Consider the following 19,635-nt stretch of genomic DNA (forward strand, 5'->3'; position numbering starts at 1 on the left):
ATACCCGATTAAAAGAGTTCTCTTTTTTTTAATTCAATACGAGACTATAATCTATCCATGCAAAGAGTAGATATATCAAATTTCAAAAATAAAAAGACTGCACTTGTAATGTCAGGTGGTGTTGTCAAGGCCGCAGCTTGGCATCTGGGAGTAGCACTAGCTCTCGAAGAGCTTGGATTTACGCTCAAAAATAACGAGTCATCTCCCAGTGATTTAGAAATTTCTACTTATGTAGGTTCTAGTGCAGGCTCCCTCATCGGTCTCTACTTCGCTCAAGGCTTCAGGCCAATGGATATTATCGAGGCCACAATTAATAAGGATAATAGTAAAATTAGGGCCATAAACTATAAGGATATGCTCAGTCTTAAAAAGCCGCAGGGAAATCCTACCAGCTACTATGACCCTTTAGAGGGCTTTCCTAAAATACTAAAGCGTATTCTAAAGCCCGTGCTCTCTCTTCCTGGTATTTTTAGTACGCAGGGCCTACACGATTATCTTATTGAGAATGTCATTAAAGAGAAAACCTTTGAAGAACTTGAAGCTGACCTCTTTGTCGTGGCCACTCAACTTGATCATTCAAGAAAGGTGATCTTTAGTAAGTATAATTATCCAAATCCAAGTCATGATAATACGGCTAACTACTATACTGGTATCCCACTTGCAGAAAGTGTCACTGCTTCAATGAGTGTTCCACCATTCTATAGTCCATACCCAATAAAGAATCCTCACACAGGACAAACAGATTATTATATCGATGGTGAGATTAGAGAAACTCTATCCACCCACGTTGCCTTTGATCACGATTGCGAATTTATTATCTCTTCATGGACCCATACGCCCTATCACTTTCATGATGAGATAGGGTCACTAGTTAATTACGGTCTACCAGCGATTTGTACTCAAGCAATTTATTTAATGATCCAAAAGAAGATCGTTGCCAATAGAGCAAGACGTGAGCTCTCGGCAGATATCATCAATACAGTAAATGATTATCTCAAGACTAATAAGTTTGAAGAGAAGCATCGCAATCAACTCACAAGTATTCTAGAAAAGAAATTATCATATAAACCTAATGTACACATGATTGATATTTTTCCAAGACATGAAGACTATCAATTATTCTTTAGAAATTCATTCTCTTTAAACTCTGATAAAACATCAGAGATGGTTTCGGCAGGATATAAGCGTACAATCAATATTTTCAAACGGCACGAATGGGAAAGTTAATACTCGTATTTTTATTTATTACAAATTCTTTTGCTCTGATACCAGAGAACTTCTTTCAAGACGACCTAACAATCATAGAGAGTATTGTTTTAAAGAAGAAAGTTGAATACTTCGATTTGGGACCACTCTATAAGGGTGATCAATTTCATTATTACGCCAGAGATCCTGAAAATAGAATCTCAAATGAGTTTCCAATTCCAAAGTACTTCTACAATAAGGTTCATTTCTGGTTCAATATTTATACTCTTTATGATTCAAACTATGCCGTACTCCATGACAAAGTGAATATGAGTATTATTTATGATGTTCTAGATTATACATCACTCGCAAATTCTGGACTTAATCGTCATACTAAATTTGCCCTCCAATCAAAGCTCACATTAAATAAGGTTAAAGAGTTAAAGAAAGTATTCAAAAATCTTGGGGCCAATAAGAATCTAGGACTACAAGAGCAGAATATTCTCAAGGCCCTTAAAAGCTCTAGAGTTCAAATACCTAAAGGAAAAAATAAGAGAAAACAGTTCTTTAAAAAGCTCGCAAATAACCTTCGTGCTCAAACAGGTCAAAAGGATAATATTCAACGAGGGCTCTCAAATATTCAGCCCTTTGAGAAGTCCATGGATAAGTACTTTAATAAGTTCAAGCTTCCCAAAGAGTTGAAGGCCATTCCATTTCTTGAATCTTCATTTAATACTAAGGCAAGATCTAAAGTAGATGCCGTCGGTACGTGGCAATTTATGAAGTATATTGGCAGTCACTATATGCCAATTAATCGCTATGTTGATGGAAGAATGAACCCTCTTCTCTCAACAATCAGTGCCCTACACCTACTCAAGCAAAATAAACAAATCTTAAAGTCCTGGGACCTTGCTGTAACTGCTTATAACTCTGGTCCTAAGCATTATATAAGGGCGAAGAGAAAGCTAAAAAAGAAGAATGCTGACTTAGAATATATCCTTAAAAACTATAAGCATCCCCATATTGGTTTTGCATCAAAGAACTTCTATACCGAGTTCTTGGCCCTTGTTTACTCTCTCGCTTATAGAGAGAACTTCTTTGATAAACCTTCCGGCGATCCTCATGATAGAGTCAAAATCTTCGTAACTAAATGTACACAATCACCTGACTGGTACTTTAGGAACGTTAAGAAAATTGATCCCGAAACCAGACTAATCAATCTTCACTTCAAGAGAAGGAAGCTTAAATCAAGGCTTAGAAAAGGTCAGATTATTTTTGCAGATGTAGACTTAAATCCAAAGAAATATTACGAGCTTCCAGATAAGTATATAACTAAGAAGTACCCTAAGAATTGGTCAAAGTTAGTTAGTAGAATGAAATGTGGTAAATAACTTTATAGCTGCTCTACAATTATTGTATTGGAAGAGCAGAAAGTTTGAATATAGTCTTTAGATTGATCTGAGTATTCAACTTCTAAGTTAATTGTTCCAGTAGTATCACCAATCATAAACACTTTCTTAGCAAAATCACTGGCCTCAGTATTAAACATTCCGTCTTTATCTAGATAGAGAGTTTCAATCCCGATTGGTCCTTTATAACTCTCACTTGCAACTCTCATATCAACAATATTCTTATCAAAGTTAACCTGAATTAAGCATCTATCCTGTAGGTCACCTATTTTGAAAGTATCCAGTACATAATTTAAGTATTCACGACTTGGAACATGTATTGATTTATTATCTTGGTAACCAGCATAGATACTCTCACCCAAGTGCTTTAACTCTAGATATTTTCTCATACCTAAAGGAAGAATCGGTCTCTCTACTTCATATAAGTTGAGCCCAATGGCCTTTGAACCAATTCCTGTATTAAAGTATCGAATATCATCACTATCAATATTTAGCTCTAGATCATTCTTTCCAAGTAACTTTGTTTCATATAATTCAATATTTTCTTTCTTAGATTGAATATATGTATTTGACTCATAGAAGACATGATCTTCAACAAGATGAACTATCTTCTCACCAATTTCATTATTTAAAGTTAGGTATTGAATTAAAGTATTACCAGGCTCAACTCCAACATAGAGAATGAATCTATAATCATCACCTTCTTCTACTTTTTTAAATCTATCGTTAAGTAAAATTCTTTCAACATATTTATGATCAATATCAACGCTATCAGTAGACTCATCAAGCTCAATAAGAAGCATAGCTCCTCTAATTCCATCAAATCTTTTAAATACGTCACTTCTTTCTAGTAATGGAATATTAACTAAGAAGTCACCATACTCTAATGGTAGCTCAACAATAGTTGGGAACGTTTCACTACTTAAGATTGTTCCTCTTATTGTAGAGATTCTTTCATTAATTTGTTCTTCAATTTCAATTGCCCCTATAGAACCACTAACGATTGGTGATCCTAAGCTTACATCGCTTACAAATTGAAATGGTACTGCGTTTTTCTCAAGACCTGAGTCTATAATTCCTAGTGATGTTTTCACTGTTAATTTCGCATTGTAACTTTGAGAGTTTTTCTTTCCACTGCTCAATGATGATTTAATCATTTGTGAGTAGTCAGGTAGAGCTGCTGGTTTTTGAGTAGTCACAGCTTTGTGAGTATTCATTGCTAAATTTACTTGCTTACCCTTAGGTAATAAGTTCATTGCTTCATCTATAGATAGAACTTCTTCTTTAAGTGGATTATTTGCTACTGTCTCTGTAACTATCTTTTTCTTAGCTACTTGTTTTACAACTTCTTTTTTAGTTTCTTTCTTGTTAACTTTTTCTTGTGCAATTTCTTTTTTAGATGAGTAGTCAAAAAAGAGTGGTTCATCATCTGTTGAATCTTTTTTCTCTTTTCTTTCTTTGGCCACATCTTCTACATTTAGATTATTCACTAGTTCATTTATCATGGCCTCTTCAGCTTCATTTAATTTTTCTGTAGCTGACATACTCAACTTAATTTCATCTTCTTTATTTTGGATATTCTTTTTTTCTTCCTTGATTACTGGTGCAACATTTTCAATAGTCTCAACTAAAGGCTTATCTACTTGAGCTAATTGAACTTTTTCAGATGTGTTTACCGGTAGTGCAAAATTATTCAATAGACTTGCAACGACAAATGTTTTTATCACTGGTACCTCAAAAGCTTTTATACTTATTAACTCACTATTATCAATTTCGTATCTAGAGAGGTTCTCTTCTCTCTTTCTTGCATGCTTAACAACTCTCTTGATCTTTTTAACTTTCTTAAATCTATTAAGAGCAATCATATGATTTGTATTTAGAGTCTTCTCTAAATTAGAAGTCTTAGCTTCTTTACTAACATCTGTTGATCTTTCTAAATGAATGCTTGATAGGCCCTTAGAAGCCTTTATTAGGCTGGTGATATCAACAACTGTCTTATCTGCTATAAAGTGCTTATACGTGTGCTTAGCGGCCTCGAATGTGCCTACAGTGAGAAGTGCGAATAGAGTTGTTATAAATACGTATTTTTTCATTACTAGTATTTATATTTTCAACTCTTAGCACTTAATTTTAAAGTAATAAAAGTTTGCCTAGTGATTTTGTGATTACCCAAAAAAAAAGCCGCTTAAAAAGCGGCCCTTGGATATTCAATTTTGACTATTCACTAAAGATTTCTACTTCTGACAAAGTCGTGTAGTTGAATTCTAAGCTTTGCTCTCTCTTCTTTTCTTCTGTATTTTTCAATTTCATCATCAGAGAGACCTTGAGATTCTTGTAGCCTTTGCTTGGCATTTAAAAGAGCAGCTTCAGCTCTCTCTTTATCAATCTCAACAGCTTCTTCAGCAACATTTGCAAGAATAGTAACTTTTTGATCAAGTATTTTACAAATTCCTGTAGTGATCCCAAAAAATCTATCTGGATCATCAGCACCACCAAAAATAGATAACATTCCTGTATCTAACTTAGTCACAACGTGAGTATGGTCCTTTAAAACATTAATTTGACCTCTTTCAGTTGGAACTAAAAGTGCTTCAGCAGGAACATCCTTTGCAATAATTGCATATGGAGTCAAAACATCTACTGTAAAATTATTCATACAAATCCCAAATATATCTGGGGATAAAAACTATCCCCAGTTATTAATTAATTACCTTTTGCTATTTCTGCAGCTTTCTCTTTAACCATATCAAGGTTACCCATTAGGTAGAACGCTTGCTCAGGAATATCATCACATTCTCCACCAAGAATTGACTTGAAACCTGCAATTGTATCTTCGATAGATACGAACTTACCTGGGTTACCAGTGAACTGCTCAGCAACGAAGAATGGCTGAGAAAGGAATTTTTGAACCTTTCTAGCTCTTGCAACAACAAGCTTATCTTCTTCAGAAAGTTCATCCATACCAAGGATAGCAATGATATCTTGAAGTTCCTTATATCTTTGAAGAATTTCCTGAACCGCTCTAGCTGTATTGTAGTGCTCGTCTCCAAGTACTTCAGCAGATAGAATTGTTGAAGAAGAAGTTAGTGGATCAACCGCTGGGTAAATACCAATCTCAGCAATCGCTCTTGATAGTTCTGTTGTAGCATCAAGGTGAGCAAATGTTGTAGCTGGCGCAGGGTCAGTATAATCATCGGCAGGAACGTAAACGGCCTGGATTGATGTAATTGATCCATCTTTTGTTGATGTAATTCTTTCTTGCATAGCACCCATTTCAGTAGAAAGAGTTGGTTGGTAACCAACGGCTGAAGGGATACGACCAAGAAGGGCAGAAACTTCTGAACCTGCTTGAGTAAAACGGAAGATATTATCAACGAAGAAAAGAACGTCTTGCTTTTCAACATCACGGAAATATTCTGCAACAGTTAGACCTGTAAGTGCAACTCTTGCTCTTGCCCCTGGTGGCTCGTTCATCTGTCCATATACCAGTGCAGTCTTATCGATAACTCCAGACTCACTCATTTCGTCATAAAGGTCACGACCTTCACGAGTTCTTTCACCAACACCTGCGAATACTGAGAAACCACCGTGTTGAGTTGCAATGTTGTTAATTAGCTCCATAATTAGAACTGTCTTACCAACACCAGCACCACCGAATAGACCAATCTTTCCACCTTTAAGGTATGGAGCAAGAAGGTCAATAACTTTAATCCCTGTGAAGAATGGCTCTTTTGTTGTCGACTGATCTTCAAACGTTGGAGCATCTCTGTGGATATCACTTGATTCTTTATTTCCAATTGATCCTCTTTCATCAATCGGCTGACCAGTTACATTGATAATACGTCCTAGAACTTCTTTACCAACTGGTGCTTGAATTGCTTTACCTGTATCAACAACTTCTAAACCTCTTGCAAGACCTTCAGTTGCATCCATAGCAATACATCTTACTACGTTGTCACCTAAGTGCTGAGCTACCTCAACTACTAGATTGTTCTTCTCTTCAGAAATAACTTTGTTTGTTAATGTTAGGGCATTGTAGATCGATGGAAGTTTTCCACTTGGAAATTCAACGTCAACAACTGGACCCATAACCTGCTTAATGTACCCAATATTAGTCTCAGACATTACTAGCTCCTTAGCCATTTAATGACTCAGCACCTGATACAACTTCGATTAACTCTGTCGTAATGGCCGCTTGTCTTAATTTATTCATTTTAATTGTTAATTTATTAATTGCATCTTTACAGTTAGAAGAAGCAGAATCCATAGCACTCATTCTTGAACCATGTTCTGCTGCTAACGCATCTAATAGAGATGTGTAAACAGAACTGATATAAGTTTGAGGAATTAATGAATCAAGTATTTCCTTTGGTGTTGGCTCATACTTGAAATCAAATGGAAACTTTTCCTTTAACTCTTCTTTTTCTTCTTCAGCTAATACCATTGGTAAAACTTGCTTTACACATGGAGTGAATGCAATTGCTGATTCAAAAATATTGTAAGCAACATATACTCTACCGATCTCACCAGATTTGAACTTAGCTGCAAGCTCTTCTGCTACATCAACCATTTCGTTATATGTTGGCTCTATTTTTTCAAAAGAAAACTCTTTCGCTACAATTACTTCAGTCTTAACTAAGTCCTTTACTTTCTTACCAATGAAATAACACTCAATCTCTTCACCTGTTTGAGCGATGAAGTTTCTAACTTTCTTAGAAAGTTGAGAGTTATAACCGGCACATAGACCCTTGTTACTTGAAATAATTAAAAGAGCAGACTTTTTATTCTCACTCTCTTCTAGATACTCGTGGCTGTAATCTTGAACAAGAGCAGAAACAGTCTTAATCGTATCCTCTAATTCCTTAGCGTAAGGACGAGAGTTTTGAATAGCTTGTTGTGCTTTATTCAACTTCGCAGCAGAAACGAGCTTCATAGCAGAAGTGATTTTAAACGTACCTTTAGTACTTTTAATTTTCTTTTTAAGCTCTTTAATATTTGCCATTATGGCTCCTCATAAAGAGGAAGAAGTTTTACCTTCTTCCAAATTAGTATTTAAGTCCTGCTACATAATCTTTAATGATAGAGATTAACTTCTCTTCATCTTGAACTGCTTTCTTCTCATTAATTTCTTTAACCATGTCAGCATGCTTAGAGTTCATTAATTCGATTAGACCTTTCTCACACTCTTGAATTTTATCAACAGGTACTGAGTCAAGTAGACCTTTTGTTGCTGCGAAAATACCAATAACTTGATCAACAACTTCCATAGGAACATATTGTCCTTGCTTTAGAAGCTCAACAAGTCTCTCACCTTTTGAAAGCTGAGCTTGAGTAGCTGCATCTAGGTCAGAACCAAATGCCGCGAAAGCAGCAAGCTCTCTAAATGAAGCAAGATCAAGTCTAAGAGTACCAGCAACTTTCTTCATTGCTTTAATTTGCGCTGAACCACCTACCCTAGAAACAGAAAGACCAACGTTAACTGCAGGACGTACACCTGAGTTAAATAAGTCAGACTCTAGGAAGATCTGTCCATCTGTAATTGAAATAACGTTTGTAGGAATATATGCAGAAACGTCACCTTCCTGAGTTTCAATAACTGGAAGTGCTGTTAATGAACCTGCTCCTAACTCGTCAGAAAGCTTTGCAGCTCTTTCTAATAGTCTTGAGTGTAGATAGAAAACGTCACCTGGGAATGCTTCACGCCCTGGTGGTCTTCTAAGTAGTAATGACATTTGTCTATATGCTTGAGCTTGCTTAGTTAAATCGTCATAAACGATAACTGCGTGCTTACCATTATCTCTATAGTACTCACCCATTGTACAACCAGTATATGGTGCTAAGTACTGAAGTGGTGCTGTATCAGATGCTGTTGCAGAAACGATGATTGTGTAATCAAGTGCTCCAGCTTCTTTTAGTTTTTGTTGTACTTGTCTAACAGTAGAGTTCTTCTGTCCAATAGCAACGTAAATACATACAACATCTTTACCTTTTTGGTTAATGATTGTATCGATAGCTACTGCTGTCTTACCAGTCTTACGGTCACCAATAATAAGCTCACGCTGACCTCTACCAATTGGAATCATAGAGTCAATTGCTTTGATACCTGTTTGAAGAGGCTCATGAACTGGCTTTCTTGCAATAATTCCTGGTGCTTTAATTTCAATTTTACCATAGTTGTCAGAGTTAATTTCACCCTGTCCATCAATAGGCTCACCGATAGCGTTAACAACTCTACCAAGTAGAGCATCACCAACTGGAACTTCAACGATTTTTTCAGTTCTCTTTACAGTAGAACCTTCTTTAATATCGTTATCGTTACCTAGAATAGCAACACCAACGTTGTTAGCTTCTAAGTTAAGAACCATACCTTTAGTACCTGTTCCAAATTCAACAAGTTCTCCGGCCATAACGTTCTTAAGTCCAAATACTCTGGCAACACCGTCACCAACAGTAAGAACAGTTCCAACTTCATCAACTTGTAATTTAGTTTCGAAATTGGCAATTCTACTTTTAATAATGCTCGTAATTTCTTCTGGGTTCATCGACATTAGATACCTCTTTAATAATTATTCACTTAATACTGAATCTTTAAATTTTGCTAATTGATTATCTAACGAAGCATCAAGCTGTAGATCTTCTACTGTTACTTTGTAACCTGCTGTGATGTCTTCATTTTGTACATACGTTAATTCTGTTGTTAGTCCTAATTTTTCCTTAAGATAAGTAGTCATCTTAGTTTTAAATTCTGGAGAAACTTCAGAGTTACTTCCTTCAATAGTTCCTCTAAGGAAACCTTTATTATGATCATCAATCACAATAACTTCTTTGAAGATGAGAGGAAAAATACTAATTCTTTTCTCGTTAATTAGAAAATTAACAAAGTTTGTTACGATTGAAGATAAACCAAGCTTTGATAAAATTTCTTTCATCACTTCTTCTTTTTCTTCAACAGTAAAAACATCTAAGAACAGTAAGTTTTCAAGATCGTTGTTCTTATTAATAAGAACATTTAAATCCGTAAGCTCTTTTGCAGCATCAACTTTAGCTTCGCTAGCTAATTCGATAAGTGACTGAGCATAGGCTTTTGCAACAATTTGTTCTTTCATTACTTAACCACCAAAAGTTAGATTTCAGATACTAATTTATTAGTAACTTTATCTTTATATTCTTTGTTTTCGTTTATTTTTGATTTTGCTTTTGAAATAACTTGATCAACTAAAGATGCATTAATTGCTCTTACGGCCTGATCCTTTTCGTAAGCGACTTTTTGATCAGCATCTTCATTTAGCTTCTGAATCATATTTACTGTTTCTTCAGCATTTTGCTTTTCAAATTTTTCGATCTGCTCTTTTGTCTCTTTCATAATCTTTTCAGACTCAGACTTTAGAGAGTTCATTTTCTTTTCATACATATCAAGCTTGATTTGAGCTTCTTTGTCTTTCTCCTCAGCAACATTATAAAGAGCTTCTACTTCTTCAGCATTCTTAGTGAACGCGGCACTAATTGGCTTTCTAAGTAAAACAATCATAACGATTAAAAGAGGGACAAAGTTCCACGCAGGAAGAATAAGTTCAGAAATATGGCCACCGTGACCACCACCAGCTGCTTGAACATCAGCAACAGTTAGAATTAAAGCAATTAACTTCAACATTCTATATATCCTTATTAATTTGTTAATTTATTAACGAGATCACCAGATAAAGAATCTGCTTCTTTAAGTACATTTGCTTTATGCACTTCAAGTTCTGCCATAAATTCTTTTCTCTTTTCATCAACTTGAATATTTAATTGATTTTCGACTTCTTTAAGTTTTGATTTTTGAGCGTCAATTGCTGCATTTCTTTTTTCAGAAAGAAGAGAGTATGCATCGTGGTTAGCTCTATCTAATTCTGCCTTATACTTTTGTGCTAATTCTTCTGCTTCAGCAAATTTCTTATTAGCATTACCTTCTAACTTTGTTGTTTTACTCTCTCTTAGATCAAGAACTTCCTGAAGCTTTCCAAAAAGTGTGTACTTCAATACAAAATAGAAAACAAGAACAAGGGCTAACTGGTAAAAGAAGGTAATATCTGCACCTAAGCTTTTAAAAATATTAAGGATAGTATCCATACTGACAGGGCTCCTAAAACTAAAGACTTCACATTAAAAAGTGAAGAATTACTTTTTACGATTATGTATATAAACGACCTTAATGAATACTTATAGAGGCGTATAACGTCAAGGAATTTAAGAATTAACTAGTAAGAAAAATAGTGTGAATGAGTCTGTTTTAATATGAATTTTATTTGATTAATTTTCCTGGTCACGCATTTTAGTTGTACCATGAAAAATGACGCCCTCTTCCACAATTAAACTAGGAGTTGTAATTGTTCCTTCAAATCTTGCGGGCTTAATAATTTCTACTCGACTTGAAGCTTTTATGTTGCCCTTAACGGTTCCTGAGATAAGAATAACATTTGCATTAACATCTGCGTTAATAATAGCACCTTCAGAAACTATAACTGTATCGTTAGAGAAAATACTTCCATTTACTATTCCAGCTATTCGGGCAACACCATTAAACGAAAGATTGCCTTCAAATTTACAACCTTCTTCAATAATTGCTGAAATGTCCTTTTCACTGTTTTGCATTTTCTTCTCTTCTGGTTCTATAGGACCATTTTTTTCTGCCCCCATAGAACCACGGCAATGTGGTCCTATGGGACCACTTTAATTATTCATTAAGTATTCAAAAATATCATTAAATTCTGCTTCATTTGAATACTTTAAAACCACTTGACCAGCACCATTCTTTTTTGAAGTTAACTGAAAGTGAAAACCTGTTTTCTTTTCTAACTTTTGTTTTAAAGAATCTAGTTTTTCATCAAAGAAAGGATTCGTTGTCTTTGGTTCTTTAAAGTTTTTCTTTGATTTAATAAGCTTTTCTAATTCTCTAATTGATAAGTTATTAGTAGCTGCTTCATTGGCAAAACGAATAGCTTTCTCTCTATCTTTTTCAGCTGCTAAAACTTTTGCATGTCCAAAAGAAAGTAATTCTTTTTGTAGCAATTCAATCACATCTCTAGGAAGCTTTAAAATTCTTAGAAAGTTTGCAACAGTAGATCTTTCCTTACCAAGCTTCTTTGCTACTTCTTCTTGTGTAAGATTAAACTCATCCATTAATTGATAATATGCAAGAGCTTCTTCAACACAATTTAAGTCTGAACGCTGAACATTTTCAATAATGGCCATAACCATTTTTTCTCTGTCAGTTGCTCTTTTAATTACTGCAGGTATTTTTGTAAGACCAGCTAACTTACTTGCTCTAAGTCTTCTCTCTCCAGCAACTAACTCAAATCCTTTTTCAGCTTGAACTACGATTACTGGTTGAATAACACCGTTTTCTTTTATCGATTGAGAGAGTTCTTCAAGCTCTTTCTCTTTAAATATTTTTCTTGGTTGATTTGGATTTGTTTTAATTTCAGAAATTTCAATCATAGATGGTTGTTGGTCTGTAACCATAACCTGTTCTTTTGCTTCTGAATTACCTTCAACATCAAAGGCCATTTTATTTTTAAGATTTCCTAAAACTGCATCATTACTTGCACCAGAAATTAATGATCCTATCCCTTTACCAAGTGCTACTTTCTTTGCCATTAACTACCTCGCCTATTGTAATTGATCTTGTGTTTCTACTTGAGAGCTTTCTAAGTTTGGTACCTCAGGCAACTCATCTGCCAAAGTTTCCTCTACAGGTAACTCAGGTAATCCTTGGGCCTCTCTCTCTTTTAAGATTAATTCCTTGGCCAGAGCTAAATATGCTTCACTACCCTTTGATTCGATATCATATAAAATGATTGGCTTACCAAAGCTTGGACACTCAGCTAATTTAACGTTTCTTGGTATAACTGCTTCAAACACTTTTTCTCCAAAGTGTTTTCTTATTTCTCCGGTAACTTGCTTATGTAAGCTTGATCTACCGTCATACATAGTTAAAAGAATTCCATCCATTTTTAAGTTTGGATTTAAACTATTCTTAATAAGTCTCACTGTATTTAATAATTGTGCTAACCCTTCCATTGCTAAATATTCTGTTTGCATTGGAACGATAAATGAATCCGCTGCATTTAGAGCATTAACCGTTAAGAGACCTAGCGATGGTGGACAATCAATCAAGATATAGTCGTAATCATCCATTACAGGCTCAAATGCCATCTTAAGCTTACTCTCTCTCGCAAATAAGCTTACAAGCTCAATTTCAGCGCCTGAGAGGTTATTATCAGATGGGCAGATATGAAGATATGGAAGTTCTGTTTGGTAAATTGCATTTTTAATTGATGCCTGACCAATCATTGCGTGATAAATATTGCACTCAGTATGCTGCGACGCATCTAAACCTAAGCTTATACTACCGTTCCCTTGAGGATCGAGGTCAATTACCAGAGTTTTTTTCTCGGCAACAGCTAAACAAGCTGCGAGGTTAATAGTAGACGTTGTTTTACCAACTCCACCTTTTTGGTTCATCATAGCAATGATTTTAGCCATTTAGATCTCCCATGGGATTATTAGTGTGTATGTAAAAATTAAATTAGTTGCGACAAATTGACAAGATTTTTAATTTCTTTTTTTAATGTTCCACGTGGAACAGTCTTATTTTTTAAGCCAATTAATGTACGTCCATCAGTACCTTCGAGATCATAGAAGAGCTCTTCTACAACCTTCCATTTCTTCTCTGTTGGCTCTAATTCTTCAAGCTCATAGAACGATGGTCCCTTATAAAAGAAGACAGTCATATCTTCCCTATACTTAATCATTGGTACAAATTTCTCAATTGTTCCTACGGCCTTAAAAGTCATCATGATTGGAATATCGATATTAACTGTTTCAATTCTCTGATGGTAGCACTTAACATTTTTTAAACCTAGTTTGTCCGCGATCTCTTGAACAACCTTAGCCTTTTTGCCTCGGGCCTCGAAGCCAATAAACTTCTTGTCGGGATAAAGATAGGCCAGTGGAAGAATTGGAAAGCCACCACCAAAGCCAACATCTACAACAACTTTATTATTCTCTAGTGTTTTCTTAAAGACCTTACTTACCTCTAAAGGAATAATGGAATCTACTATTTGCTTTTGATAAAATTCTTCAAAAGTAGTGATTCGGGTTAAGTTAATTCCCCCATACTCACCTGTTAAAAGATCATGATACTTTTTAGCAAATTCTTTCATTGAACTATATTTCCCGCAACAAATGCTAATGTAGCTGGCCTAATTCCATCTATTCTCTGAAGTTGAGAAAATGTCGTAGGCTTAACTTCTTCAATACGCTGGCGACACTCATTTGATATATTTCCTCTAACAATGCTCTGCCAATCAATCTTCTTTCTTCCTAGTCTATATATTCTTTCATTCTCAATTAATGAGCGATTAATATAGCCCTCATATTTAATAGAGACTGCACAAGTATAAACAACTTCTGAACTAAAGAGTGCTCCCCTTTTAGACAATTCCTGCTCTAATGTCTCAACGGGATTAAGCTGACTTCTTCGTACTAACTCAGACAGTGTTATATTCTTGGATAGATCTCCATATCCCATCGATGCAAAGTATTCCTTATTTTCTGGAGTTACATAAATGCTTGTGCTCTTACAAAGACCAAGGAGTAATTCAAATTCTTCTATAAACTCTTGCTGATATTTATCTATTTCCTTATCTAATCCCATCTGAAAGCGATATTTTGCCATTCTATTGATAGAATTATCTTCTCTAACATAGAGTCTGTTCTCAGACCTGGCAGTAAATAATCTATAAGGTTCATCTCTCTTATTAGAGATTAAATCCTCTACCATCACTCCAATATATGATTCAGCTCTATCTAGAACCAAATTATCTTTTCCTTTCATTGATAAAGCAGCATTTGCACCTGCAATCAAACCTTGTCCAGCAGCTTCTTCATATCCAGATGTTCCATTCACTTGCCCGGCAAAGAAAAGTCCAGGAATATCTATATATTCAAGACAATCACTTAGCTTAGAAGTATCAACTACGTCATATTCAACAGCATAGCCATATAATTCAATCTCACACTCTTCAAAACCTTCTATAGTTCTTAAAAACTCTAGCTGAACTTCTTTAGGAAGACTTGTTGATACTCCATTTGGATAAATTGTATTGGCCGATAAACCCTCTGGCTCAACAAAGACGTGATGTGAATTTCTATCTGGATAGCGAAAAGCTTTATCTTCAATACTTGGACAATATCTAGGTCCAACACCCTTAATTTGCCCGTTATATATCGGTGATCTTTCTTTATTATCTCTAATAATCCCTAGAGTTCTTTCATTTGTATGGGCAATATAGCATGAGACTTGGTCTACAAACCTTTCGTATGGATTATTTAATGAATGAAAGTTCTTTGTCCTACCATCACTCTTCTGCTCTACAAATTTCGAATAATCTAGAGAGTCTTTATTAATTCTCGCTGGTGTTCCTGTTTTAAATCTTATACCAAGTGTCTGAACACTAGAGAATATTTCCCCCATTCCAGCAGAGGCCATACAATCAACTCTTCCACCACTTGTAGAAACTTCTCCTGTATGCAATTTTCCATTTAGAAATGTTCCAGTCGTAACAATACACTTTGTAGTATTAAAGTAACTTGCTTCTGTCTTAATAGAGAACTGGTCTCCATTCTTCTCCACCGAGATAACCTTTTCTTTAACTACAGTGATATTTGGATTGGCAGCAATCATAGCTTCAGCATTTTTAGTATATAAATCTTTATCAACTTGAACACGAGTAGACTGAACCGCATATCCTTTTGATTCATTGAGAATTCTATATTGGATAGCGGACTGATCTGCCAGCTGCCCCATCAATCCACCTAGTGCATCTATCTCTCTTACCACTTGCCCTTTACCAACTCCACCCACTGCTGGATTACAAGGAGTCGAAGCTAAACCTACATTTGGCATAGATAAGATTAAAACTTTTAGATCAAATTGTGATGAGATCCAAGCTGCTTCAACACCAGCATGTCCTCCTCCAATAATAGCTATATCAAATTTCTGCATTAGAACCTCAAAAGTTCCACATGGAACATTTATAATCTACTTAATCGAATTTGTTCCACGTGGAACATGTATATGTAAATTAGCATAGTGATTTAAACATTTAAGGGGAAAATGTCCATAAATAATTGAAAATATTGTAATAAAAACCCTATTTACCTATACAAAAATTTGTAAAGATATTATTTAGAACATCATCAGGTGAAACGATTCCTAGTAATTCCGATACCTTAGCTTCTAGAATATTTAATTCTGAGGATATAATTGCGATATCTTCAACATTCTCTGTAAGTGATTGGAATTCCTGAAGTGATAAATATATATTATTTATACACTCTCTATGCCTACCAATTAACAAAGGATTATCAGAGCATAAATCGTTGAATTTATGTGAAATAAGCCCTTCAATATAGGTAATTAGTGGTCCTATAGAACCACTTTTATCCGCCCCTATAGAACCAGGCTGACTTGAATTTGCCCCCATAGGACCATTAACAGAACTTGGTCCTATAGAACCAGAAGCCTCTAAATCCTCTGCCCCCATAGAACCACTTTCAAGATTTGGTCCTATAGAACCATCTTGTAGAACTTTAAAAGAAGTAGTATTCATCGACAGTTCAGCGGCTATAGAGACCTTACTTGAAGGCAATTTAGAGAGAAATTCATCGCCTGAAAAATCTTTCAATTGATCAAAATGAGATATAATTAATAAGTCAAAACTCTCATCTTGAAGTGATTTATAATCCTCAAAATTAGTCTGGAGAGGATTAACAACAAGTATCTTAAAGAAAGAATTAGAGGAAATTTCAATGGCCCTATCAATACCGATCTTTTCTATATTATCTTCTGTCTCCCTAAGACCTGCAGTATCTACGAGGCGATAAGTATTGCCAGAAATAGTAAGGTATTCAGAAACATAATCTCTAGTCGTTCCAGCCTGATCTGAGACGATAGATCTATCATTGGCCAAGAGGTAATTAAAAAGAGTGCTCTTCCCAGCATTTGTTTGCCCAACAAGCGAAACAGAGGGATTTGCTAAATCACTTCTATCTGACTGAACTCTTCTCCATAAAGAAGTGACTCTAGAAGAAAATTCTAAGAGTGATTCTTTTAAAAGTATTGCACATTGTTCCTCACCAACATCCTCAGAAAAGTCGATGCTTATTTCTACAGATGATTTCAATTTTAAAAAAGAATCGTGTAGCGACAGATATTGCTTATGAAGATCACCTGAGAGAACCTGCAAACCCTGATCAAGCATAAATGAAGAATTAGCATTTAAAAGTAAATCTAGGCCTTCAACCTGAGAGAGTGTAAGCTTCTTATTCTTAAGGGCTCGATAAGAGAATTCACCCTCTTTAGCTGCTCTTACTAACTTACTATTTATAAATAGAGAAATGATCCTCTGGATATTAATTTGATTGCCATGAACACCTAGTTCAAGAATATTCTCGCCATTATAGCTATTAGGGGCGCTATAGAAAGTAAGAACTATTTCATCTAATGTAATGTCACCATCTATAATAGAAGTGAAGTGCGAATATCTAGCTTTAACATTAGCTAAATCTATCTTGAAAAAATCTTGAAATATACTGAGGTCACTAAAACCAGAAATACGAATAAGGCCAATTGCACTATTAGACTGAAGTCCAGTACTACACGCTATAATTGGCCTATCATCGTAGAGATGTAACATAATTAATCAGTTAATTTATACACAAGAAGTTGTTGTCCAACTCCATAGATTGTTGATGTAAAGATATAAAGGTTTAAACCAGCAGGTAGATCTTTCATAAAGAAACCAAAAACAATTGGCATCAACATCATGATCTTTTTCTGTGTAGGATCCGCTGACGGAGAAGGGTTTAAACGAGTCTGTAGTGCCATTGCTAGCGCCATTAATACAGGTAGAACATAGTACGGATCTTTAATTGAAAGATCTGCAATCCAACCAAAGAATGGTGAACCAACAAATTCTTCAGCATTATAAAGAACTTGATAAAACGCAAAAAAGATTGGCATCTGAGCAATCAGTGGAAGACAACCACCTAGAGGGTTAGCTCCGGCTTTCTTGAATGCTTCCATAGTTTCTTTCTGCATTCTTTGTGGATCATCTTTAAATTTTTCCTTAATCTTTGTTAATTGAGGCTGAATCTTTTGCATCTTCTTCATAGACTTAAAAGACTTATATTGAAGAGGGAACATTATCGTTCTAATAAGGATCGTTAGAATGATAATAGCAATACCATAATTAGGTACGTAGTCGTGAACAAATTGTAGGCCTCTTAAGATAGGAACTGAAATTATTCCAAAGAAACCAAAGTCAATTGATAGATCTAACTTGTCCCCTAGCTTAGCCAGTAGATCATAATTCTTCTTAGAAAATACGATTGAACCTTCTAAGTTATGAACATCATTAACAAGAGTAGATCTGAATTCACCCGACTCAAATGCCTTAAGTCTTGCTGCCACAGGCTCTTTGAAAGTAATTGCAAAAAGATGAAAATTGAAATCGATAGCAAGCCATCTCATCTTACCGTCATCATCATCAGAATCACCTACTTTCATATGATTCAAGCTTTGAGTATAGTAACTAAATTGTCTGATTTGCCTATTCTCTTCTTCCCTTTCAGTTGATGTAAAAACAACTCTAAATTGATAGGCTTTTGCAGAAGTTACTTTATAAGTAACCTTACCTAAATCATCCATTTTAAAGTCAACATTCATTGCTAACTTAACATTTGAACCCTGAATATGAGACGGGCTTACTTGATTAAAAGTAAAATTAAATGAGCTAAAACGAGCTTCATTTCCAATCTCAATTTTGAAAGGCTTTTCAACACCTGTCGTTGCGAAAAAATCAAAAGAAGCACCTGGGTTAGAAAAGTCCTGGATTGATAAGTCTGAATTAATCTTTACCGAGTGACCATTATTTGTAAGCGTAAATGACTTTACTTCTGAAGAAACACTTTCAGTAACAGGCTTTACCACTTCTTGCTTAACAGTTGTTTCTTGTGTCTTAGCAGCAGCTTTAGCATTAATCTGCTCACTAGCATTTTGCTCTATAATAGGCTTCTGCTTAGGGGCAAAGTACGTTTGCCATCCAAAGAGAACGAGTCCAGATAGGACTACAGCTAAAAACATACGTTTTTGATCATCACTCATTTAAAAAACTCCAATTAGGAATGAAAATTACAGAGTTGTAGATACCACAATGCAAATAGCTAGGAAAGTTTTGATTCTATAATGTCTTAAGTAAATGAGAGAAAGAATCTTTCAAGCATTTCTCTTGATCATCTTTATTAGAGTTATTCTTAGTTATATATGGAGAGACAATAACTAGAATATCTAAACCTTTTTCTTTTAAAGTTGAGTTGCGAAACATATCGCGCATAATTCTCTTATATCTATTGCGCAAAACTGCATTGCCAACCTTCTTAGTTACAGAGAATCCAATACGTGAATGACTTTCGGGTAAACGAATGCGTGTTGGCTTGTAGTAAGCCATTAACCACTTTGATTTGAACCTTTTAGAGTTCTTTCTTAGATAGGAAAAATCTTGTGCCGATAAGAGACGATAAGACTTATCGTAGCTATTATCGGCCATAGATTATTATTTAGAACCAGTAGAAACTGTAAGTTGCTTTCTACCTTTAGCTCTTCTGGCGTTAATTACGTTCTTTCCACCAGCTGTAGACATTCTCTTAAGAAATCCGTGAACTCTTAGTCTTTTCTTTCTTTTCGGTTGCCAAGTTCTCTTGCTCATCGCTCCACCTTATCTGTATTAACATTTAACTATAATTTACGAAGGTTAACATTTACACATGGCTTTTAAAAAGGTCAATGGCCCTTTGCAAAATTTTACCAAAGTTTTGACTTTTTTTGGCCCTGCGAAAAAAATATGAAGATTTGTTTGGAAAAGTTATTGGGCCATGCTAAAAAATTTCACCCACACAAGCAACGCTATATAGCTACACACAACGGAGACAGAAACAG

Annotated in this window: 19 protein-coding genes; 2 read left to right on the forward strand and 17 right to left on the reverse strand. The window is 35.1% G+C overall.

Annotated features, from left to right (window positions below):
- Positions 1 to 57: 57 nt before the first annotated feature.
- On the forward strand, positions 58 to 1,227 hold the full coding sequence (locus tag BMS_RS16405) for a patatin-like phospholipase family protein (protein WP_044557741.1): 1,170 nt from the start codon (positions 58 to 60) through the stop codon (positions 1,225 to 1,227).
- Positions 1,215 to 2,576, forward strand: a complete 1,362-nt coding sequence (locus tag BMS_RS16410; protein WP_014245943.1) for a lytic transglycosylase domain-containing protein — start codon at positions 1,215 to 1,217, stop codon at positions 2,574 to 2,576. The genes BMS_RS16405 and BMS_RS16410 overlap by 13 nt, the downstream gene beginning before the upstream one ends.
- A 2-nt stretch (positions 2,577 to 2,578) precedes the next feature.
- Here BMS_RS16410 and BMS_RS16415 read toward each other — a convergent pair whose 3' ends face one another.
- The 17 genes from BMS_RS16415 to rpmH all read right to left on the reverse strand — a co-directional run bounded on the left by BMS_RS16415 (position 2,579) and on the right by rpmH (position 19,405).
- A complete protein-coding gene (locus BMS_RS16415; RefSeq protein ID WP_014245944.1) occupies positions 2,579 to 4,687 on the reverse strand; it encodes a hypothetical protein in 2,109 nt (702 codons plus the stop codon).
- Between the two features lie 131 nt (positions 4,688 to 4,818).
- Positions 4,819 to 5,250 carry an ATP synthase F1 subunit epsilon gene (gene atpC, locus BMS_RS17270; RefSeq protein WP_014245945.1) on the reverse strand — a complete coding sequence of 144 codons (432 nt, stop codon included), beginning with the start codon at positions 5,248 to 5,250 and terminating at the stop codon, positions 4,819 to 4,821.
- A 47-nt stretch (positions 5,251 to 5,297) separates the two neighbouring features.
- Positions 5,298 to 6,719 (reverse strand): F0F1 ATP synthase subunit beta, encoded by a 1,422-nt coding sequence (atpD, locus tag BMS_RS16425; RefSeq protein ID WP_044557742.1) that lies wholly within the window; start codon positions 6,717 to 6,719, stop codon positions 5,298 to 5,300.
- A gap of 10 nt (positions 6,720 to 6,729) precedes the next feature.
- Positions 6,730 to 7,596 carry an ATP synthase F1 subunit gamma gene (gene atpG / locus BMS_RS16430; protein ID WP_014245947.1) on the reverse strand — a complete coding sequence of 289 codons (867 nt, stop codon included), beginning with the start codon at positions 7,594 to 7,596 and terminating at the stop codon, positions 6,730 to 6,732.
- 43 nt (positions 7,597 to 7,639) lie between these two features.
- Positions 7,640 to 9,142, reverse strand: a complete 1,503-nt coding sequence (atpA, locus tag BMS_RS16435; RefSeq protein WP_044557743.1) for a F0F1 ATP synthase subunit alpha — start codon at positions 9,140 to 9,142, stop codon at positions 7,640 to 7,642.
- A gap of 18 nt (positions 9,143 to 9,160) precedes the next feature.
- Entirely contained in the window at positions 9,161 to 9,700 is a 540-nt protein-coding gene (locus BMS_RS16440) for a F0F1 ATP synthase subunit delta (RefSeq protein WP_014245949.1), read from the reverse strand.
- A 17-nt stretch (positions 9,701 to 9,717) separates the two neighbouring features.
- Positions 9,718 to 10,245 (reverse strand): F0F1 ATP synthase subunit B family protein, encoded by a 528-nt coding sequence (locus BMS_RS16445; RefSeq protein WP_014245950.1) that lies wholly within the window; start codon positions 10,243 to 10,245, stop codon positions 9,718 to 9,720.
- Between the two features lie 14 nt (positions 10,246 to 10,259).
- On the reverse strand, positions 10,260 to 10,703 hold the full coding sequence (locus tag BMS_RS16450) for a F0F1 ATP synthase subunit B family protein (protein WP_014245951.1): 444 nt from the start codon (positions 10,701 to 10,703) through the stop codon (positions 10,260 to 10,262).
- A 180-nt stretch (positions 10,704 to 10,883) separates the two neighbouring features.
- On the reverse strand, positions 10,884 to 11,270 hold the full coding sequence (locus BMS_RS16455) for a bactofilin family protein (RefSeq protein WP_157868311.1): 387 nt from the start codon (positions 11,268 to 11,270) through the stop codon (positions 10,884 to 10,886).
- Between the two features lie 33 nt (positions 11,271 to 11,303).
- Positions 11,304 to 12,230, reverse strand: a complete 927-nt coding sequence (locus tag BMS_RS16460) for a ParB/RepB/Spo0J family partition protein (RefSeq protein ID WP_014245953.1) — start codon at positions 12,228 to 12,230, stop codon at positions 11,304 to 11,306.
- A 12-nt stretch (positions 12,231 to 12,242) separates the two neighbouring features.
- A complete protein-coding gene (locus BMS_RS16465) occupies positions 12,243 to 13,118 on the reverse strand; it encodes a ParA family protein (protein ID WP_014245954.1) in 876 nt (291 codons plus the stop codon).
- 38 nt (positions 13,119 to 13,156) lie between these two features.
- Positions 13,157 to 13,798 (reverse strand): 16S rRNA (guanine(527)-N(7))-methyltransferase RsmG, encoded by a 642-nt coding sequence (locus tag BMS_RS17275; protein WP_014245955.1) that lies wholly within the window; start codon positions 13,796 to 13,798, stop codon positions 13,157 to 13,159.
- Positions 13,795 to 15,642, reverse strand: coding sequence for a tRNA uridine-5-carboxymethylaminomethyl(34) synthesis enzyme MnmG (gene mnmG, locus BMS_RS16475; RefSeq protein ID WP_014245956.1), 1,848 nt, complete (start codon positions 15,640 to 15,642; stop codon positions 13,795 to 13,797). The genes BMS_RS17275 and mnmG overlap by 4 nt, the downstream gene beginning before the upstream one ends.
- Positions 15,643 to 15,790: 148 nt before the next feature.
- The gene (locus tag BMS_RS16480) at positions 15,791 to 17,335 is read right to left on the reverse strand and encodes a tRNA modification GTPase (protein ID WP_014245957.1); all 1,545 of its coding nucleotides are present in this window, start codon (positions 17,333 to 17,335) and stop codon (positions 15,791 to 15,793) included.
- A gap of 2 nt (positions 17,336 to 17,337) precedes the next feature.
- Positions 17,338 to 18,804, reverse strand: a complete 1,467-nt coding sequence (yidC, locus tag BMS_RS17280; RefSeq protein WP_014245958.1) for a membrane protein insertase YidC — start codon at positions 18,802 to 18,804, stop codon at positions 17,338 to 17,340.
- A gap of 76 nt (positions 18,805 to 18,880) precedes the next feature.
- The gene (rnpA, locus tag BMS_RS16490) at positions 18,881 to 19,246 is read right to left on the reverse strand and encodes a ribonuclease P protein component (RefSeq protein WP_014245959.1); all 366 of its coding nucleotides are present in this window, start codon (positions 19,244 to 19,246) and stop codon (positions 18,881 to 18,883) included.
- 6 nt (positions 19,247 to 19,252) lie between these two features.
- Positions 19,253 to 19,405 carry a 50S ribosomal protein L34 gene (rpmH, locus tag BMS_RS16495; protein WP_014245960.1) on the reverse strand — a complete coding sequence of 51 codons (153 nt, stop codon included), beginning with the start codon at positions 19,403 to 19,405 and terminating at the stop codon, positions 19,253 to 19,255.
- Between the last annotated feature and the right edge of the window lie 230 nt (positions 19,406 to 19,635).

This window comes from Halobacteriovorax marinus SJ, assembly GCF_000210915.2.
Classification (GTDB): Bacteria; Bdellovibrionota; Bacteriovoracia; order Bacteriovoracales; family Bacteriovoracaceae; genus Halobacteriovorax; species Halobacteriovorax marinus.

What these genes read in the sequence shown, in the direction of transcription:
- atpC (WP_014245945.1), bottom strand. Translation starts at nt 5,250, where the DNA reads ATGAATAATTTTACAGTAGATGTTTTGACTCCATATGCAATTATTGCA.
- rnpA (WP_014245959.1), bottom strand. Translation starts at nt 19,246, where the DNA reads ATGGCCGATAATAGCTACGATAAGTCTTATCGTCTCTTATCGGCACAA.
- BMS_RS16440 (WP_014245949.1), bottom strand. Translation starts at nt 9,700, where the DNA reads ATGAAAGAACAAATTGTTGCAAAAGCCTATGCTCAGTCACTTATCGAA.
- BMS_RS16455 (WP_157868311.1), bottom strand. Translation starts at nt 11,270, where the DNA reads ATGGGGGCAGAAAAAAATGGTCCTATAGAACCAGAAGAGAAGAAAATG.
- BMS_RS17275 (WP_014245955.1), bottom strand. Translation starts at nt 13,798, where the DNA reads ATGAAAGAATTTGCTAAAAAGTATCATGATCTTTTAACAGGTGAGTAT.
- atpD (WP_044557742.1), bottom strand. Translation starts at nt 6,719, where the DNA reads ATGTCTGAGACTAATATTGGGTACATTAAGCAGGTTATGGGTCCAGTT.
- BMS_RS16405 (WP_044557741.1), top strand. Translation starts at nt 58, where the DNA reads ATGCAAAGAGTAGATATATCAAATTTCAAAAATAAAAAGACTGCACTT.
- atpG (WP_014245947.1), bottom strand. Translation starts at nt 7,596, where the DNA reads ATGGCAAATATTAAAGAGCTTAAAAAGAAAATTAAAAGTACTAAAGGT.
- BMS_RS16410 (WP_014245943.1), top strand. Translation starts at nt 1,215, where the DNA reads ATGGGAAAGTTAATACTCGTATTTTTATTTATTACAAATTCTTTTGCT.
- yidC (WP_014245958.1), bottom strand. Translation starts at nt 18,804, where the DNA reads ATGAGTGATGATCAAAAACGTATGTTTTTAGCTGTAGTCCTATCTGGA.
- BMS_RS16480 (WP_014245957.1), bottom strand. Translation starts at nt 17,335, where the DNA reads ATGTTACATCTCTACGATGATAGGCCAATTATAGCGTGTAGTACTGGA.
- BMS_RS16460 (WP_014245953.1), bottom strand. Translation starts at nt 12,230, where the DNA reads ATGGCAAAGAAAGTAGCACTTGGTAAAGGGATAGGATCATTAATTTCT.
- atpA (WP_044557743.1), bottom strand. Translation starts at nt 9,142, where the DNA reads ATGTCGATGAACCCAGAAGAAATTACGAGCATTATTAAAAGTAGAATT.
- BMS_RS16445 (WP_014245950.1), bottom strand. Translation starts at nt 10,245, where the DNA reads ATGTTGAAGTTAATTGCTTTAATTCTAACTGTTGCTGATGTTCAAGCA.
- rpmH (WP_014245960.1), bottom strand. Translation starts at nt 19,405, where the DNA reads ATGAGCAAGAGAACTTGGCAACCGAAAAGAAAGAAAAGACTAAGAGTT.
- mnmG (WP_014245956.1), bottom strand. Translation starts at nt 15,642, where the DNA reads ATGCAGAAATTTGATATAGCTATTATTGGAGGAGGACATGCTGGTGTT.
- BMS_RS16465 (WP_014245954.1), bottom strand. Translation starts at nt 13,118, where the DNA reads ATGGCTAAAATCATTGCTATGATGAACCAAAAAGGTGGAGTTGGTAAA.
- BMS_RS16415 (WP_014245944.1), bottom strand. Translation starts at nt 4,687, where the DNA reads ATGAAAAAATACGTATTTATAACAACTCTATTCGCACTTCTCACTGTA.
- BMS_RS16450 (WP_014245951.1), bottom strand. Translation starts at nt 10,703, where the DNA reads ATGGATACTATCCTTAATATTTTTAAAAGCTTAGGTGCAGATATTACC.